This is a genomic window from Psychromonas arctica DSM 14288, from assembly GCF_000482725.1.
Taxonomy (GTDB): domain Bacteria; phylum Pseudomonadota; class Gammaproteobacteria; order Enterobacterales; family Psychromonadaceae; genus Psychromonas; species Psychromonas arctica.
In genome coordinates this window covers 84081-103578 of the sequence record NZ_AXWP01000025.1, presented here as the reverse complement: position 1 = coordinate 103578, position 19498 = coordinate 84081, and the positions used below count along the sequence as shown (strand labels likewise).

Below are 19498 nucleotides of genomic sequence, written 5' to 3'. Positions count from 1 at the left end.
AAATGCCATTTAAAACTATATCTGTTATCGGTCTAGGTTATATTGGACTACCTACCGCTGCTGTGATTGCCTCTCGTGGTTTTGACGTAATAGGCGTTGATGTTAATGCCGATGCGGTTAATACCATTAATGCAGGTCAAATACATATTGTAGAGCCTGATTTAGACATCGTCGTTCGAAGTGTTGTAACCACTGGCAAACTTCGTGCGACAACAACCGCTGAACCTGCGGATGTATTTATGGTCGCGGTGCCGACTCCTTTCAAGGAAGACGCTACGTCATCTCATTCGCCTGACTTATCCTATATCGAAGCCGCTGCAAATATGATTGCTCCCGTGCTAGTTAAGGGTAATCTAGTTATTTTAGAATCAACTTCTCCTGTTGGGACCACTGAAAAGTTAGCGGGTTGGTTAAAGTTGGCTCGACCTGACTTAACTTTCCCTCAGGATAAAGGCGACGCTGCCGATATCAAAGTGGCTCACTGCCCTGAACGAGTTTTACCTGGACATGTATTAACTGAACTCGTTTCAAACGACCGCGTGATTGGTGGCATGTCTGACGCATGTAGCCAACTGGCGATACAATTGTATGAACAATTTGTACGTGGTGAGTGCATTGTTACCAATGCGCGTACAGCCGAAATGGCAAAACTGACTGAGAATTCATTCCGTGATGTTAATATTGCCTTTGCTAATGAACTTTCTGTTATCTGTGATAAGTTAAAAATTAATGTGTGGGAACTGGTTAAGCTAGCGAATCGACATCCACGAGTGAATATTCTTAACCCTGGACCGGGTGTTGGTGGGCATTGCATTGCTGTTGATCCTTGGTTCATTGTTGATAGTTGCCCTGAAGAAGCAAAAATAATTAAACAAGCACGTTTGACTAATGATGCTAAACCACATTATGTTGTGGATCAGATATGTAAAGCCGCAGATGAATTCAAACGTCCTGTTATTGCTTGTTTAGGATTATCTTTTAAAGCAGATATTGATGACTTGCGAGAAAGTCCTGCGTTAGAAATCGTTAAAGACCTCGTTGCTAAAGGGCTAGGCGATATTATTGCCGTTGAGCCTAATATTAAGCAACTTCCTACTTCTTTGTCAGAATCTGGTGTAACACTTTCTTCCTTGGGCGATGCTTTAGACAAAGCAAATGTTGTCGTCGTCTTAGTGGATCATAAGCAATTTAAATCAACAGATCGCACTCAGTTTGCAACAAAAGTGGTGATAGATACACGCGGTATTATTTAATACGTGCATTAAAACCGTTTATAAGTTGAAATAATACCCATATATGACTACTTTTATGGCTTCAACTTATCGAAAAAAATGTTTTAAAGGGAAGTAAATGCCTGTTCAACACAATGTTAAAGATAATAGTGCTCATGCATATTCAGCATTATACCGTTGCATTGATTTTGTCATTATCCAATTAACTCTGTTTTTAATTGTTCACTTTAAAGGTGAACAATTAACAGATACTTATTTGGTGGTTGGCTTAATCGCTTCACTTGGTTTTGCATTTTCTGCTGAAAGCCAAATGCTCTACCGTAGCTGGCGAGTGGGAGAGTTCTCTCGTATCACCAGTTATACTTTTTTATCCTGGGTGGCAGGCATTTTTAGTGTCGTTATCTTTCTATTCTTTAGTAAAACCAGCGTAGATATTTCGCGAGTGATTATCGGCTCTTGGATCATCATCAACTGTTTTGCACTGGCTGGTTGGCGAATTCTTTTTTACCTGTTTTTATTCAAACGAAGACGAGCAGGGTATTACACTAAGAAAGTCGCTATTTTTGGTTTAACATCTTCGGGTGAACTATTAGCAGATGAACTTATTCATAAGCCTGAAACTGGGTTTACATTACTCGGCTTTTACGATGATCGAGCTGATCATCGTTCTACCACCAAGCACATGGATTGCTTGCTAGGAGATATTAGCCAAGGGTTAGCATCTGCGCAGGCCGGAGAAATCGATGTCATCTATATTGCACTCCCTTTGGCTGCTCAAAAGCGCATTGAGGAATTGCTTCGATCATTAGGTGATACGACGGTTGATGTGTTTTTAGTACCTGACTTTTTTACTTTTAATTTAATTAACTCGCGCTTATCTAATGTGGGTTCGATTCAAACTATTAGTGTCTATGAATCACCAATGACAGGGCCTGCAAGTTTAATCAAACGTATTGAAGATGTAGTCGGTGCAGTATTGATTTTATCTGTCATTGCTTTACCGATGTTAATCATTGCCTTGCTTATCAAAAAAGATTCTCCTGGGCCGGTTTTTTTCAAGCAAATGCGTTATGGTTTAGACGGGCGGCCTATTAATGTATGGAAGTTTCGTTCCATGAATTCGATGGATAATGGTTCTTTTGTGAAACAAGCGGTAAAGGGGGATTCTCGTATCACCAAGTTAGGGCATTTCTTACGTAGAACGTCGTTGGATGAATTACCACAATTCATTAATGTGTTGTCTGGCAGTATGTCATTAGTTGGGCCTCGCCCACATGCTGTTGCCCACAATGAAGAATATAGAAAGTTAGTTGATTTTTATATGTTACGCCATATCGTCAAACCCGGTATTACGGGCTGGGCGCAAATTAATGGATGGCGTGGTGAAACGGATACACTTGATAAAATGGAAAAACGCGTTGAGTTCGATTTAGAATATATTAGAACTTGGTCAATTAGTTTTGATATAAAAATTATTTTCATGACCGTTTTCAAAGGTTTTGTAAATAAAAATGCCTACTAAATATAATCGCTTATTTTTTATTATTGCTTAACCCTTCAGGTATCAAACACTGCTATCAATGATTGATTAGCTGGCCCCTAAAGCCAGCTAATCTTATTTTCAAGCATTAACACGTATAATTACTGTTCAAATAGATTCTTATCTATGATCAGATCTCTTGGCAAACTATTTTTAATACGGTTATCGAGTGATTTACCTAGGCCAATAATATACCCCTGATAACTCAGCAACACTTCGCCCTTGCTATTTTTAGTATCGATATCATGGATATCTCTACCTTGAAAGTATTCTCGTGCTTGATGTGCTAATAGGTTAATCGATGATGTTGTTTGTTGGCCATAACAGGTGGCAAATTCATGGGTACATTTGAAGCCTGATTTGCGTCCTTTGCCAAATTGCTCGGCAATTTTTATTCCTAATCTAGAAAAACGTAACTCATTAATCAAAGGAATTATATTTTCTGGGAATAACCAAAACTCATCATCTCGTTGGTATAAAACCCCCTCTATTTCGGTGATACCAAATTGTTGCTGAAAATAGTTAAATAATTTTTCTTTCGTTGTTATAGCGGCAGGCTGAAAAGGAAACTTACCTAAGCGTTTATTTGCTTGAGGGGATTCAACATGACCAGTCTTTTTAATGCTTGCTACAAAGAACCCCTCTGTATCATAAACTTGCGGCCATATATGTAAAAAACCTTGCTCTGTTACTGTTTTATCTGCCCCTTTAAATAAATCACCTAATGATAAGAATTCAACTTGCTCAGGGTAGGTTTCCTGTAGGTGCAAACAAACCTCTTGGTTCTCTTCTAGACTTAAAGTACAGGTTGAATAGACCATTACTCCGCCGGGTTTAAGCGCCTGAAATGCACTTTCAATGAGTGTTTTCTGAGTGGCTGAAATGCTTTCAATCGCACCTTGCCCCCAGTTTTTCATTGCTTGTTTGTCTTTTCGTACTGTGCCTTCACCAGAGCAAGGGGCGTCTAACAAAATAGCGTCAAAAGTGTTAGGTAACCATTGCCCAAATACGTTGGCATCAAAGTGTGTCAAGGCAACGTTTTTAATACCACAACGTTGTATATTTGCGTGCAACATTTTGATCCTGCTTGATGAGTATTCATTAGCAATGATCAAGCCCTGATTGTTCATTTCGGCTGCTAATTGTGTTGTTTTGGAGCCAGGTGCGGCTGCGGCATCTAATAAGGTGGATTGTGCTGAACCTTGGAAGTGGTGGGTAAGTGCGGACACCGGCATCATTGAACTTGCTTCTTGCACATAGAATAGGCCTGCCAAGTGTTCCGCACTATTACCTAAAGGGCATTGCTGTTCATCAAGTTCTATCCAAAATCCATTTGTACACCAAGGGATAGGCGTCAATTGCCAATTCTTATTTTCAGCAATGACCAAAAATGCCTCAATACTGATTTTAATCGTATTAATGCGGATAGCTCGGCGTAGAGGGCGTCGGCAGCTAGCCACTAAATCGTCAATATTTAAATGAGCTGGCAAAATCGTACTCATTTTATCGATAAATGCTTGTGGTATAAACGTATTACTATCCATTTCAATCCTTAAAGAGTGCTCACTAATACCAATTCACTTACGTTACCGATCATTTTGGTGGTTAATAAAGTTAATAAAGTTAATAAAGTTAATAAAGTTAATAAAGTTAATAAAGTTAATATTTGTATTGATCTCAATGCCAATAATTAGCTATTGACCGAGTGGATACATTAACTTCTAAATCAAAACACTGACCATTTCAGCAGCGTAATGGTATAAAAATTCGCGAAAGATAACATAAAGTTAAATTAATTACCGTTGGGAATTTTCATTTTCCATTGTAACCATTCATCCTCTATTTCTATTTGCAGTTTAAAGCGAGAGAATGCATTGCTTGCGGGTTGTAATTTTTGGTCATCAGGCGTACTCATATTAATGCCACCTTTAAGCAGTGAGGACAGTGATGTTGATTTTAATGCCGCACCGGTAATGCCAATGTCTAAGTTAAAACCAGAAGCAGGCCAAAAAACACTATTAGTACGGATCAAGTGTGCATATTGAGGGTATATGTTAATAACAATTTCAACACCCGATGCGTTGTTATTTAAACGTTTATCGATGACTTCCCCAATTTGTATTTGACGATGATAAACAGGACTTGAAACATCAGTAGAGCCAGCATTATTGGCTAATAAAGTGATTGGCAGACCGGTTTTATGCTGTGCTAATAAGGGTTCATTTGTTTCACCCTTAAAGGTTGTCATTGCATTGCCTTTGCCGGGTGATACATTAATAAACACACCACTAATTAAGGTGTCTAAATTTTTAGTGCCTGATAATGAAATATTACTGCGTACAATCCAGAATCTACTCCCTTGCTTAGCTATTTTATTAAAATATTGAGGCTCTATATCCAATGAAACAATGACTTTATTGTGCTTGCTAAGTTTAAGCTGATTGACTTTACCGACCACTAAACCTTGCAGTTTTACTTGATTACCCGTTTTTAGGTCATAGGCGTCGTCATAGGTCAGTGTTAATTGTTTAGGCGGATTGGTTGCTTGTTGGAAACTATCAAATAAACGATACTGGCCTGTGCTCACTTTATTACCGGTTGCTTTTGAAGAAAGTTCAAGTGCGATACCGCCTGCAGCTATAGCTAACAAAGAATCTGTATTGATATTGATACCGGAAAGGCTCGCGTCAACCTTAATACCACTAATATTCCAAAAGACGGTGTTATCTGAAATTAAATGTTTGAACTGTGGATTAATTTTAAGGCTCGTTTGCATTAAGCTTGAATCATGCAGTGCTAAAGCGCTTACTTCACCGACTTGTAGTTTATGATAATAGACTGGTGATCCGACACTGACAGAAGGTAACTCTTTACTTAGCAATGAAACATTAAGTGGTGAAGCAAATGCATTTTTACCAAGCTTAGCCGTTTCTTTAGATGAATATAAATAAAAAGGTGTATTAAATGTATTGCTTGCTGAAGCTTGCTTTTCAAAGACCTGTTTTTTTAGTACTCGCTGGCTATTATATAAGGTAATGCCTCCTTGGATAATATGTTGTATCGGTTTACTACTTAGCTCAAGCCCAGTTAAGGATGCCTTGAAATCTAGACCACTTGATAAGTGAAATTTACTTTGTGGGGTGATCAAGTAAGCAAATTGATTTTGTATATTGAGCAACACTTTAATATGTTGACTGTCTTTGCTCAATTGTAGTGTACTTATTTTGCCAATGCTTAGGCCTTTATAGGTGACGGGTGCACCTTCCGTTAAACCGTCAGCATTGTCGGCTGTCAGCGTGACTGTCGTATATTCGTTGTGTGAATCTTTATGCTGTGCTAATACAAATTCCGATTGTGGCACTTCTTGTTGGTAATGTTGACTGTGTGTGAAGCTAATATAATCGCCAGTAATAATATTACCTAGGTTTTCTATTTTAGAAAATGAAAGGGTCGTTTTTTCTATCCAAAATTGTGCGTTTTCTGTCATCATTTCAGAAAATGCGGGGTTAATCGTTGCTTCAGCTAAAAATAATTGGCTATTACTGTCGTAACGAATTTTATCGATTCGTCCAATACCATGACCCTTAAATAAAATGCCTGCTCGGTTTGGTAAATTATGAGTGTTTTTTAATTTTAATAAAATCGACAAGCCTTGCTCGCTGTCGTGAATATTATCAAATAACTGATATTGCTTATCGGCTTCCGGTGGTGAAGAAGCTGCAGGGCTATTAAAAGTAATACCTCCAGCAATGAGCGCGGTTAAGCTATCTAGTTTAAAATCAATACCTGCACGCGACAGGTTGGCATTTAACCCACTAATATTCCAGAAACGGCTTTGTTGCTTGACCAGATGACTATATTTACTTTCAATAAATATTTGAATATTGATAAATTGCCCTGACTTATCAATGCGAACGCGGGCGACTTCCCCAACTTGTATCTTTTTGTAGAAAATAGGGGTACCTACATTGATTGACGCTGCACTTTTACTTCTAAGCGTAAGTAATAATGCATTTTCAGGAATATTAATAGGCTGTTCATTAGTGGCATTAAATTCGTTTTCTGGTTCACCTTCACCGGGTAATAAATTGATATAGCTTCCTGAAAATAAAGTATCTAAACCTGATATTGACGTTAATGAAGCTTTTGGTGAAACTAACCAAAATTGACTTTTCTTTTTCAATAGAAATACGGCATGAGATTCTATTTCTGCAATAACATTAACGCCATCTACTTCATCGAGCTCCACTTTCTTTACTGTTCCAACAATGACACCTTTATATCTCACTTTTGTTTTATCAACGATAATACTGTCGGCACGCTTAAAGTGAATAGTGACTTGTTCATTTTTATGGGTGATATTTTGAAATAAAATCCAGATGCCTAATAGGGCTGCAATACAAGGTAAAAACCAAATTGGGGAAATTGAACGTGACTTAGCAATAATTGCTTGGTCAGTAGGGTTATTTTGCATTGGTGTTAGCATCCCATATTAAACGAGTATCAAAACTCTGCGCAGCAAATAATGTGGTGATAACCACAACGGTAAATGAAGTAGCTGCGATACCTGGGTAAACAGACAAAAAGTTTCCCTTATCGAAGACGGCTACCATGATTGATATAACAAATAGGTCGAGTACTGACCAACGTCCTACCCAGTCAACTATTTTGAAAGCAAAAAGTTGTTTTTTAGGTGACAGCTGCCATTGAAAATGCACTGCGAGTGAAATGAAAGAAAGTGCAATAATCTTTAAAATAGGTACCAGAATAGAGGCAATAAAAACAATCAAGGCAATGCCTATCATACCACTTTCAAATAAGCTGATTATACCTGAAAAAATAGTATCAGGATAAAGTGTACTATTTTTTAGTAAATAGGTAATAGGGTATAGGTTGGCAGGGATTATAAAAACCATCGCGGTCAGCAGCAAGGCCCAGGTTTTTTGTTGGCTATGTTTGATGCGCACTGAAATTGGACTACCACAATAAGGGCAATGCGTTGTGTTAGCTGAAATCGAAGAGTCCATGGTACAGACCCTGCATAATTGCGTACCCTGTTGCATGGCGCTGATACCGGGTTTTAATAGCTTACTCATTACGTGAATATTCCCAATATTTTGTATTACTATATTCACAGAGCATCGTCATATTTAGTATCAGTAATGCCACAAAAAAATACAGTCCACTATTAAAATAGACATCAGCATAACTAATTAATTTAAAAACAGCGACCATAAAGCTAACGAGATATACCTCTAACATTGACCAGTGGAATAAAATAGCAGTTAACTTAAGTACAGAGTTTAATAAAGAGGGACGTTTGTTAAACACCACACAGCCGCTACTAAAGGCAATACATACAGTTAACAATGTTGGCGCAACAACCGCACAAAATAGCACCACAAAAGAGACAAGAGGAGCAATATCAATCATCATTATTGCACCCTGTAATAGATTCGCTTCTTCTGTAACGCCTAATAAGTGAATAGATATCAGAGGTGATGAAAAGGCCGGAATACAGATCAGTAAAGCCGTTATTGATAAGGCAAATAACTTATTCGCATTAACCGCTTTATTTTTGTAAAGAATACGCTCGCAGCGTGCACATTTTGCAACATAGCCAGGCGCTAAGATTGGTTTTTGTGATACTAAGTCACAGTGACTGCAAATAATTGTCTGCATTGTTTATTATCAATAATTTTACATTAATGGAGGATAGCAAACTAATTTTAAGATGACAAAAGTTGCATTCTATTACAAATAGTTTTACTGTATATAAAACCATGTTTAATTCGTTATTAAAAGAGGCCACCGTGGCAGTCATCATTAAATACATAGTAGAAAGAAAAGGTGTTGAAAAAATGACCTTTACCAGTAAGAAAGAAGCAGATGCATACGATAAAATGTTAGATAGCGCTGATCAAATTGCATTGTTCTTAAGCCAGAGTCCAGTTTCATTGGATGACCAGCAACTGGAAGAGTTAGGGTTATATGTTGCAAGTAATAAAGATGTATTACAAAACCTATTCAAGGGGCAATTGTTTGACCAAGAGATGATTGATAAAGCCGAAGTATAAAAGAAGTATAAAAATAGATAGAATTTAGGGGAGTATTGATAAATTAACCTTCAATACCTTTTATTGTGCTCCTTAATACATTAAAATACGTTCCTCATTTTTAACAAATACAAATGCTTTTTGGTTGGAAGCATCACTGTGAGGAATTAGCATGCCAATTATTACTCTTCCCGATGGAAATAAACGTCAATTTGACAACACTACTTCAATTATGGAAATCGCTGCAGATATCGGTCCTGGACTTGCAAAAGCCTGTATCGCTGGACGTGTTGATGGAAAATTAGTGGATGCAAGTGATCCTATTGATCACGATGCAAGTGTTGCAATTATCACCGCTAAAGATGATGAAGGTTTAGAAATTTTACGTCACTCATGTGCGCATTTATTAGGTCATGCAATTAAGCAACTTTATCCAGATGCTAAAATGGCAATAGGACCAACCATTGATAATGGTTTCTACTATGATATCGACCTTGATGTCACCATCAATGATGAAGAGTTAGCTAAAATTGAAAAACGCATGCAACAATTGGTAAAAACAAATTACCAAGTGGTTAAAAAGAAAGTATCTGTTGATGAAGCGATTGCGGTATTTAAAGAACGTAATGAACCTTATAAGTTAGAAATATTAGAAGGTATCGATAAAGACGACCGTCCTGGTTTATATCATCATGAAGAATATGTCGATATGTGTCGTGGTCCACATGTACCGATGATGAAATTTAGTCAATGGTTTAAATTGATGAAAGTGTCTGGTGCTTATTGGCGTGCAAATTCAGACAACAAAATGCTACAACGTATTTACGGCACTGCATGGGCTGATAAAAAACAATTAAATGCTTATTTAAAACGTCTTGAAGAAGCGGCTAAACGTGACCACCGTAAAATTGGTAAACAATTAGATTTATACCATATGCAAGAAGAAGCACCGGGTATGGTGTTTTGGCATCCAAATGGTTGGACTATCTTCCGCGAGCTTGAAAGTTACATTCGTGAACAAACCGTTGCTTTTGGTTATCAAGAAGTGAAAGCTCCACAAATTTTAGATCGTTCTTTATGGGAAAAATCTGGTCACTGGGATAAATACAAAGACGGCATGTTCTGTACTTGTAGTGAAAACCGTGATTATGCAATTAAACCAATGAACTGTCCTGGTCATGTACAGATTTTTAACCAAGGTTTAAAATCGTACCGTGACTTACCATTACGTTTATCAGAGTTTGGTTCATGTCACCGTAATGAACCATCGGGTTCTTTGCACGGTTTAATGCGTGTTCGTGGTTTCACACAAGATGATGCGCATATATTCTGTACAGAAGCTCAAATTCTTGAAGAAGTATCTGCTTGTATCAATATGGTATTTGAATGTTATAAAACATTCGGTTTTGAAGATATTGTGGTTAAATTATCTACTCGTCCTGAAAAACGTGTGGGTGATGATGCTACATGGGATAAATCTGAAGCGGCATTAGCACATGCATTAGATGAAAATGGTGTTAAGTTTGAGTATCTACCAGGCGAAGGCGCTTTCTATGGCCCTAAAATTGAATTTACCTTGTATGATTGTTTAGGTCGTGCATGGCAATGTGGTACAATACAGTTAGATTTTTCAATGCCGGGTCGTTTAGACGCAACTTATGTCGGTGAAGACAACGAACGACATACTCCAGTTATGATCCACCGAGCAATTCTTGGTTCATTAGAACGTTTTATTGGTATCTTAACTGAAGAGTACGCAGGTATTTATCCAACTTGGTTATCACCTCAACAGGTGGTTGTGATGAATATTACTGACAAACAGTCAGATTTTGTCACGGAAGTAGTAAATAAATTGAAAAAATCGGGTGTTAGAGCAATTTCGGACTTGAGAAATGAGAAGATAGGCTTTAAAATCCGCGAGCATACATTAAAGCGCGTTCCTTACTTATTAGTTGTGGGTGACCAAGAGGTCGAAGCAAATGAAGTTGCAGTAAGAACACGTAAGGGCGATGATCTTGGTAAAATGCAGGTTAATGATTTTGTTGACCATGTAAAACGAGAAATCATTGCACGATCATAAATCACTTGGAGGAATTTGTTATAAAAGGTGCAAAAAAAGCCCCGCAAACGGGCAATAAACATCGTTTAAACGATGAAATAACTGGTACTGAAGTACGTCTTTCTGATTCAGAAGGTAAGCCGGTAGGTATTGTTTCTTTAGATGAAGCAAAAAACATGGCGTTTGATGCAGATTTGGATTTAGTAGAAATTAGCCCAAATGCTGAGCCGCCAGTTTGTCGCATCATGAACTATGGCAAATTTCTCTTTGAAAAGAGTAAATCCGTTAAAGAACAACGGAAGAATCAGAAACAGGTTCAGTTGAAGGAAATAAAATTCCGTCCTGGGACTGATGATGGCGATTATCAGGTAAAACTACGCAGCCTGATACGCTTTCTTGAAGAGGGTAACAAAGCCAAAGTAACGCTACGTTTTCGTGGTCGTGAAATGGCGCATCAATCACTTGGGATGGAATTACTTAATCGCGTTAAAAACGATTTAGCTGAAATCTCAACTGTCGAATCTTTCCCTAAACTGGAAGGTCGTCAAATGGTGATGGTACTTGGCCCTAAACGTGCTAGCTAAGGCATAAAGTAGTATTGATGTGCGGATATGAGAATATTCGCACTATTTACTCGCCTTACTGGTTTAATTTAATATTTTAACAATGCGGAGTTCGCAATGCCTAAAATGAAATCTAACAAAGGTGCTGCAAAGCGCTTTAAAAAGACTGCTTCTGGTGGTTTTAAACGTAAGCAATCTCACTTACGTCATATCCTTACTAAGAAATCTACTAAACGTAAACGCCATCTACGTGCTCAAAGCATGGTAGCTAAAGTAGACGTACCTAGTATTAACAGAATGTTACCATTCGCTTAAGTAAGGAATATATAAAATGCCAAGAGTAAAACGCGGTGTACAAGCTCGTGCACGCCATAAAAAAGTCTTAAAACAAGCTAAAGGTTATTACGGAGCTCGCTCACGTGTTTATCGCGTAGCAGTTCAAGCAGTAACTAAAGCTGGTCAATACGCTTACCGCGACCGTCGTCAACGTAAACGTCAGTTCCGTCAACTATGGATTGCACGTATTAACGCTGCATCTCGTATTAGCGGATTATCTTACAGCCGTTTCATCAATGGTCTTAAAAAGGCTTCTGTTGAAATCGATCGTAAGATCCTAGCTGACATCGCTGTATTTGATAAAGCAACATTTGCTCATTTAGTAGAAGTTGCAAAAAAAGCGCTAGCTTAATCATTATTGATTAACAGAATTGAAGAAGGAGGCATTTTGTCTCCTTTTTTTTTGATTTAAAATTTCTTTCCTCTCTCTCCCTACTTTGATGACATCATTTAAAATTTATACCGATTACATTAAATAAGTGCTCTAAATTTTGCGCAGGAAAAATGACTTAGTTTAAGGCGTAAATTGAGCTAAATGGTTGTTCCCTTTACGAAATTTACAACGAAGAAATAAATTATTTTAACAAGTAAAATAGAACAGTTAATTAGTGTGATTGGTATTACCTTACTAAAGAGGGAAATTTTACTGAAATACTATCCCTAACCCCAAATCTATAGTTCAATATTTGTAACGTAATGCTTTATCCCTTTGTTACTTTATAACCTGGCTGTGATGCCTTTTAACTAGCAAGATTGATCGGCTATTTAACGGAGTTAATGGTATAAATGTCAGTATCAATAACGTTGTCATATAACTGTCACAAAATAGCAATATAATCGTGCCCATCAATTATGTTGGAGATAGTAAATGGAACGTGATTTAGCGACCACGCTGCAAGCGAATAAAAAGCGTGTGGTTAAGGATAAGTTAGTTAAATATGGTGTAACAGGAGGCGGCACTTTGGTGCTTGTCGCATTGTTATTAATTTTTGGGTATCTATTGTATGTCGTGTTACCTATTTTTGCGCCCGTGAGTATCGAACAAACACAATCTTTTCAACGTAAAGATTCAACTGCCATTTATGCATTGGGCCTCGATGAGCAAAATGAAGTTAGCTATCAATTAAATGAGAAAGGGTTGTTAAGCTTTTATTCATTGAGAAACGATGATTTAGGTGAAAATTTATTACAATACCAAGCTTTTACTAACACTCATAACATTGCTAAAACAATGGCTTCAACCGGTATTTATGCGATCAGTAATGAACGCGGTGAAGTCAAAATTGTTAAACCCAGCTTTGTAACATCTTACCCTAATGATAAACGCTTAATTACGCCTGAAGTCAGCTTTCCATTAGGTGAACAGGACTTTATTGTTTCTGAAGATAATCAACCATTGACTCATTTAGCCTTTGAAATGAATCCTGAATATGCAGGTTTAGCTGGCGTACAAAGTAATGGTGAAGGGCTTTTCTTACTATTAACAGCCGAAGAAAATATGATGACTGATGAAGTTGAATGGGAACAGTCATTATTCAAGTTGCCTTCATTTCCTCAGCAAGTTGAACAGTTATTACTCACACCTAATCTGAGTAAATTGTTTGTACGTAGCGGTAATGACTTATTAGTTTACGATGTGTCTGATAGTGACAATATTCGTATTACTGCGGCATTTAAAATCAATGCGCCTGGCAGTAACGTGACTAAGATGCAATTATTGACGGGTGCTAGTTCTTTACTTGTTGCTAATGAAAATGGTGTGATTAGCCAGTGGTTTGAAGTGTTAAATGACAATAAACGCGAGTTCACCTTAATTCGAGATTTTAAAGCATCATCAGGCGTGACAAGCATAACACCTGAATTTTTCCGTAAGGGATTTTTAACAACTACAGCATCAGGTGACTTATCTATTTTTCACACTACCGGTGAAACTGAACTATTAACTGAATCGATTACTAAAGCAGGGTCATTAGTTGTTGCTATTTCACCTCGTGCAAATGCAATTCTTGCTGCTGATAGCAATACCATTAAACTTTACCATGTTGATAATGAACATCCTGAAATTACTTGGTCTGCCTTATGGCAAGAAGTTTGGTATGAAGGCTACCCAGAACCGCAATATGTTTGGCAATCAACGTCAGCTAGTGATGATTTTGAAGCCAAAATGAGTTTAGTTCCAATCTCGTTCGGCACTATTAAAGCCGCATTTTATGCGATGCTATTTGCTGTGCCTATTGGTATTTCTGCTGCTATTTATACAGCTTATTTCATGGCACCAAGTATCAGAACTTATATCAAACCGACCGTTGAAATAATGGAAGCATTACCGACGGTTATACTTGGATTTTTAGCAGGGTTATGGTTAGCACCGATTGTTGAAAACCAATTACCGGGGATTGTCTTATTATTAATCACCTTACCTGCGAGCGTGTTAGTCGCGGCAATGATTTGGTCTAATCTGCCAAAATCACTAAGTGATAAAATCAGTGAAGGCGTATTACCGTTAGTACTCCTGCCAATTCTTGTTGTTACTGGCTATTTGTCGATGGCCTTTAGTGACACGCTTGAATTATGGTTATTTAATGGTGATACCCGTATGTATTTAACCAATGAGTTAGGTATTAACTTTGATCAACGTAACTCGCTTATTGTTGGCATTGCGATGGGGTTTGCGGTGATCCCTACTATTTTCTCGATTGCTGAAGATGCCATCTTTAGTGTGCCAAAGAGTTTAACAATGGGGTCGTTAGCGTTAGGTGCAACACGTTGGCAGACATTGTCTAAAGTAGTTATTTTAACGGCGAGCCCAGGTATCTTCTCTGCAGTAATGATGGGAATGGGGCGTGCAGTGGGTGAGACCATGATTGTACTGATGGCAACGGGTAATACGCCAATTATGGATTGGAACATCTTTGAGGGAATGCGTTCTTTATCAGCGAACATCGCTGTAGAAATGCCTGAGTCTGAAGTGGGTAGCTCACATTACCGTGTGTTATTCCTCGCTGCGTTTGTATTGTTTATCTTCACATTCTTTTTCAACACCATTGCTGAGTTTGTTCGTCAGCGTTTGCGTGAAAAATATTCAAGCCTATAAATAGGAGTTAGTTATTATGGGTAAGTGGTTTAAATCAGGCACACCGTGGATTTGGATGACCGGTGGTGCTGTAAGTTTGAGTTTGATTGCAGTAATAGGTTTGTTTTTATTAATCGGATGGAGAGGATTAAGTTTCTTTTGGCCTGCGACTGTGTATGAGTTTGATATGCAAAATGAGCAAGGTCAAAAATCAGTATTAATAGGTGAAATATACGACACTGAAGATGTACTAAAACAACAGTTACTCGATGCAGGTGTAACTGGTCTTGACAACGAAGGTGATTCTTTACAACGTTTCTTGATTAAAATAGGTAATCGTGAATATGTTGATTTAGATTTTCAATGGATATTGGAAACTATCATTAAAGATAAAAAAATTGCCAATGATATTGTGGTGTTTGAAAGAACTAAAAACGGTAATTTTTACGGCTACCTAGAGGCTATCAATGAGGGCGAGCAAAAATTAAATATTGAAAAAAGTGCATTAGTTGGTGAGTTAAATAAACGCATTGAACGTGCGCTTGAGTTTAGAGATAAAGAGCATGGGTTATTGACTGGTGATATCGGGCGTATCAACTATGACTTAGATCGAATTCGCTTAAATAAACGTAAATTAGAGCTTGATGGCAGTCTAACACCACAAAAGGTCGCTGAATTTGCTGCTCAAAGTGATAGCTTACGCGCCGAGTACTTAGCATTAGAAAATGAGTTATTTGATTACCGAGATCAAGCTAAACGCGATAGTGTGGTTGTAAAAGATATGACTGGGCGTTTAGTCACTATGCCGCTTTCATATATTTTAGATTTTTACCAACCTAATGATATGAGCTTTGTGGAAAAGGTAGGGCATTGGTTTCATCAAGTTTATAAGTTTGTAAGTAGCGACCCGCGTGAAGCTAATACCGAAGGTGGTGTTTTCCCTGCTATTTTTGGTACTGTATTTATGGTGATGTTAATGGCGGTGATCGTGACACCCTTTGGTGTGGTTGCTGCTATTTATCTGCATGAATATGCCGGCAAAAATAATATTACTAAATTTATTCGTATTGCTGTGATTAACTTAGCGGGGGTTCCGTCAATTGTTTACGGTGTATTTGGTTTAGGGTTTTTTGTCTATATTCTAGGTGGCAGTATTGACCAACTACTTTACCCAGAAGCATTACCTACACCTACTTTTGGTTCACCTGGTGTATTGTGGTCAGCATTAACTTTGGCTATTTTAACCTTACCCGTGGTTATTGTTTCGACAGAAGAAGGCTTAAGCCGTATTCCAAGTACGCTGCGTGAAGGATCGCTAGCATTAGGCGCGACCAAGTCGGAAACGTTATGGCGTATTGTTATTCCAATGGCGAGCCCTGCAATTATGACGGGACTGATCTTAGCCGTTGCTCGTGCAGCCGGTGAAGTGGCTCCTTTAATGTTGGTTGGTGTGGTGAAGATAGCACCTACATTACCTGTTGATGGCAACTTCCCATTCTTGCACTTGGATAGAAAGTTCATGCACCTTGGTTTCCACATCTATGATGTTGGTTTCCAAAGCCCAAATGTTGAAGCAGCACGACCACTGGTGTATGCCACTTCATTCTTATTAGTGACTGTGATTATTGGCTTAAATTTAGCGGCCATTTCAATCCGTAATAATTTACGTGAAAAATACCGCTCATTGGAGCATTAAAAGGTAGCGATAAAATAGGTAGGTAGCGTTGATAAGAATCTCGCATGGTTACACATTATCTATCAATAACACATTTTAAAAACAGACACAGTCTTGTGTGTGAATAAAGATTAGGAAAGACAATGATTGATTTATCAAATTTGAATGTAAAAGGTAGTGATTTAAGTGCTTTAACCGCTGATAATACAGCATTGGAAATTAAAAACTTAAATCTTTTTTACGGTGAAAAACAAGCGTTATACAACGTATCGATGAAAATCCCAAAGGGTAAAGTAACCGCATTTATCGGACCATCTGGTTGTGGTAAGTCAACGTTATTGCGTTGTATTAATCGCATGAATGATTTAGTAGAAATTTGTCGAGTGGATGGCAATATTGAGCTACAAGGTATTAACATTTATGATAAATCGGTCGATGTTGCTTCATTACGTCGTCGAATTGGTATGGTGTTCCAGCGACCAAATCCTTTCCCAAAGTCAATTTATGAAAATGTAGTTTACGGTTTACGACTACAGGGAATAAACGATCGCCGTACCTTAGATGAAGCCTGTGAGACATCACTGCGTGGTGCTGCTTTATGGAATGAAGTAAAAGATAGACTGCATGATAATGCATTTGGTCTTTCTGGTGGTCAGCAACAACGTTTAGTCATTGCACGTGCGATTGCGATTGGGCCAGAAGTGTTGTTATTAGATGAACCAACTTCTGCACTGGACCCGATTTCGACATTAACCATTGAAGAACTGATCACTGAGCTTAAGAAAAAATTTACCGTGGTGATTGTGACACATAACATGCAACAGGCGGCCCGAGTCTCGGATCAAACGGCTTTTATGTACATGGGTAAATTGATTGAATACTCAGATACGAATACATTGTTTACTTCACCAAAACAAAAACAGACAGAAGATTACATCACCGGTCGTTACGGTTAGATAAGGAAATAAAATGGAAAACTTAAACTTAAACCGTCATATTTCAGGACAATTTAATAGTGAACTGGAAAGTGTGCGTAACCAAGTTATGCAGATGGGTGGACTCATTGAACAACAGTTAGGCGATGCTTTATCAGCCATGGCGGATAATGATTTAGAGCTGGCACGTAAAGTAATAGTGAAAGATAATGAAGTGAATCAATTTGAAACCAAAGTGGATCAAGATTGTTCACGAATCATTGCTAAGCGCCAGCCCGCCGCTAGTGATTTACGCTTAATACTGACCATTATGAAAACGATAACTGAACTTGAAAGAGTCGGGGACAGTGTTGTTGCGATCGCTAAAATGGTGATTGAGAATCACGGTAAAAAAGTGCCTTCATTAATTGGATTAGAGAACATGGGGCAGATTGTATTAAAAATGTTACATAATGCCTTAGACGCATTTACGCGTTTAGATATTAATACCGCTATTGCGGTGCATAATGAAGACAAAAAAGTAAACCGTCAGTACGAGAGTATTCTGCGTGAACTGATGACGTTTATGATGGAAGATCCGCGTTCAGTACCGTTTGTTTTAAATGTATTAGCTTCTGCGCGTGCTATAGAACGTATTGGTGATAGATGCCAAAATATTTGTGAGCAAATCGTGTACTTAGTAAAAGGGATTGACGTTAGACATGCAACGGAAGAAGAGATTAATTCATTGATTGAGTAAAACTCGATAGCGTATACCTGAAACGCTTATATTTATGTTTTAAAGGTTTTTTGCCGTTTATAAAAGCGAAGTTGAATACAATCAACTTCGCTTTTGTATTTCTGTAGCTTTTAAAATCGAGAAACCTTTTCAGCCCATGTGGCATCAGGTATACTGCGCGTTTTATTTACTGGAACCGTTACATGAAAGTTGCTGATTTTTCTTTTCACCTTCCTGAAGAATTGATTGCGCGTTACCCAACGCCTGAGCGTACCCATAGCCGCTTACTTTCATTACAGGCGAACTCGGGCGAATTAAGCCATTTAAACTTTACTGATATCATTGATTTAGTTAATGCTAATGATTTACTCATCTTTAACGATACACGGGTTATCCCGGCGCGTTTATTTGGTAGTAAAGAAACGGGTGGCAAAATTGAGGTACTAGTGGAGCGGGTGTTAGATGAACAGTCTTTTCTCGCCCATGTGCGCAGCTCAAAATCGCCTAAACCAGGTTGCCAGTTATTATTAGAAAATGACGTTAAGGCTGAAATGGTGCAGCGTCAAGGCCCATTATTTGAAATTAAAGTTGATAGTGATGAGACGGTATTACAAATATTAGAACGTATTGGCCATATGCCTTTACCGCCTTACATCGATAGACCCGATGAAGATGCCGATAAAGAACGCTACCAAACGGTATATAATAAAAATCCAGGTGCGGTTGCTGCGCCTACTGCCGGATTGCACTTTGATCAAGCCATTCTAGATAAGTTAACGGCAAAAGGTACTGACTTTGCCTTTGTTACATTGCATGTGGGAGCTGGGACTTTTCAGCCCGTCAAGGTTGATAATATACTCGATCATCAAATGCACAGTGAATATGCTGAGGTATCGCAACAAGTTGTGGATAAAATCAATGCCACTAAAGCGGCGGGAGGCCGAGTGATTGCAGTTGGAACAACGTCGGTACGTTCCGTGGAAAGTGCGGCTAGTGTGACCTTAGCAAACGGGCTGCCGCTAGCACCGTTCTTTTCTGAAACCAGTATCTTTATCTATCCGGGTTATCAGTTTCAAGTAGTTGATGCCATGATCACTAATTTTCATTTATCAGAATCAACTTTATTAATGCTGGTTAGTGCTTTCTCTGGTAAAGAGAATATAGATAAAGCTTATCAAACTGCGATCGAAGAAAAATATCGTTTCTTTAGTTACGGTGATGCGATGTTTTTGACCAAAAAAACTAACTAAAAATTAACTAAAAACTAATTAATAAAGCCCTAAAAAGAGATTTTTAAGCTATTAATCTAAA

Annotated in this window: 15 protein-coding genes and 1 pseudogene; 12 read left to right on the top strand and 4 right to left on the bottom strand. The window is 38.1% G+C overall.

All coding sequences use genetic code 11. The features are described from left to right. Positions 1-2 precede the first annotated feature (2 nt). Together wecC and H592_RS0104125 are read left to right on the top strand one after the other, a co-directional pair. On the top strand, positions 3-1253 hold the full coding sequence (gene wecC / locus H592_RS0104130) for a UDP-N-acetyl-D-mannosamine dehydrogenase (protein WP_028867658.1): 1251 nt from the start codon (positions 3-5) through the stop codon (positions 1251-1253). Positions 1254-1350: 97 nt separating this feature from the next. Further along, on the top strand, positions 1351-2754 hold the full coding sequence (locus tag H592_RS0104125; RefSeq protein ID WP_037070874.1) for an undecaprenyl-phosphate glucose phosphotransferase: 1404 nt from the start codon (positions 1351-1353) through the stop codon (positions 2752-2754). A 119-nt stretch (positions 2755-2873) separates the two neighbouring features. Here the strand turns inward: H592_RS0104125 and rsmF are convergent, their stop codons facing one another. The 4 genes and pseudogenes from rsmF to H592_RS0104100 form a co-directional block, all read right to left on the bottom strand. Beyond that, positions 2874-4316, bottom strand: coding sequence for a 16S rRNA (cytosine(1407)-C(5))-methyltransferase RsmF (rsmF, locus tag H592_RS0104120; RefSeq protein ID WP_028867656.1), 1443 nt, complete (start codon positions 4314-4316; stop codon positions 2874-2876). A 452-nt stretch (positions 4317-4768) separates the two neighbouring features. Beyond that, positions 4769-7246, bottom strand: a pseudogene (locus H592_RS0104110) (PqiB family protein); the annotation flags it as partial. Then, complete coding sequence (locus H592_RS0104105; protein ID WP_084296194.1) at positions 7236-7868, bottom strand: paraquat-inducible protein A; 633 nt, start codon at positions 7866-7868, stop codon at positions 7236-7238. The gene H592_RS0104105 and the pseudogene H592_RS0104110, both read right to left, overlap by 11 nt. Then, the gene (locus H592_RS0104100; protein WP_028867653.1) at positions 7861-8454 is read right to left on the bottom strand and encodes a paraquat-inducible protein A; all 594 of its coding nucleotides are present in this window, start codon (positions 8452-8454) and stop codon (positions 7861-7863) included. The genes H592_RS0104105 and H592_RS0104100 overlap by 8 nt, the downstream gene beginning before the upstream one ends. A 131-nt stretch (positions 8455-8585) precedes the next feature. Here H592_RS0104100 and H592_RS0104095 point away from each other — a divergent pair, with 131 nt between their 5' ends. The 10 genes from H592_RS0104095 (at position 8586) to queA (ending at position 19437) form a co-directional block, all read left to right on the top strand. Beyond that, entirely contained in the window at positions 8586-8849 is a 264-nt protein-coding gene (locus H592_RS0104095) for a YebG family protein (protein ID WP_028867652.1), read from the top strand. Between the two features lie 151 nt (positions 8850-9000). Further along, positions 9001-10908 carry a threonine--tRNA ligase gene (thrS, locus tag H592_RS0104090; RefSeq protein WP_028867651.1) on the top strand — a complete coding sequence of 636 codons (1908 nt, stop codon included), beginning with the start codon at positions 9001-9003 and terminating at the stop codon, positions 10906-10908. 5 nt (positions 10909-10913) lie between these two features. Then, the gene (gene infC / locus H592_RS0104085) at positions 10914-11471 is read left to right on the top strand and encodes a translation initiation factor IF-3 (protein WP_220486010.1); all 558 of its coding nucleotides are present in this window, start codon (positions 10914-10916) and stop codon (positions 11469-11471) included. A 96-nt stretch (positions 11472-11567) separates the two neighbouring features. Continuing rightward, positions 11568-11765 (top strand): 50S ribosomal protein L35, encoded by a 198-nt coding sequence (rpmI, locus tag H592_RS0104080; RefSeq protein WP_025564055.1) that lies wholly within the window; start codon positions 11568-11570, stop codon positions 11763-11765. 16 nt (positions 11766-11781) lie between these two features. After that, on the top strand, positions 11782-12138 hold the full coding sequence (rplT, locus tag H592_RS0104075) for a 50S ribosomal protein L20 (RefSeq protein WP_025564056.1): 357 nt from the start codon (positions 11782-11784) through the stop codon (positions 12136-12138). 516 nt (positions 12139-12654) lie between these two features. Beyond that, positions 12655-14880 carry an ABC transporter permease subunit gene (locus H592_RS0104070; protein WP_028867649.1) on the top strand — a complete coding sequence of 742 codons (2226 nt, stop codon included), beginning with the start codon at positions 12655-12657 and terminating at the stop codon, positions 14878-14880. Between the two features lie 13 nt (positions 14881-14893). After that, the gene (pstA, locus tag H592_RS0104065) at positions 14894-16555 is read left to right on the top strand and encodes a phosphate ABC transporter permease PstA (RefSeq protein WP_483826402.1); all 1662 of its coding nucleotides are present in this window, start codon (positions 14894-14896) and stop codon (positions 16553-16555) included. Positions 16556-16677: 122 nt separating this feature from the next. Beyond that, positions 16678-17490, top strand: a complete 813-nt coding sequence (pstB, locus tag H592_RS0104060; protein ID WP_028867647.1) for a phosphate ABC transporter ATP-binding protein PstB — start codon at positions 16678-16680, stop codon at positions 17488-17490. 13 nt (positions 17491-17503) lie between these two features. Continuing rightward, positions 17504-18208: a phosphate signaling complex protein PhoU gene (gene phoU, locus H592_RS0104055; RefSeq protein WP_028867646.1), complete on the top strand. Its 705-nt coding sequence runs from the start codon at positions 17504-17506 to the stop codon at positions 18206-18208. Positions 18209-18390: 182 nt separating this feature from the next. After that, positions 18391-19437, top strand: coding sequence for a tRNA preQ1(34) S-adenosylmethionine ribosyltransferase-isomerase QueA (queA, locus tag H592_RS0104050; RefSeq protein ID WP_028867645.1), 1047 nt, complete (start codon positions 18391-18393; stop codon positions 19435-19437). Positions 19438-19498: the final 61 nt, after the last annotated feature.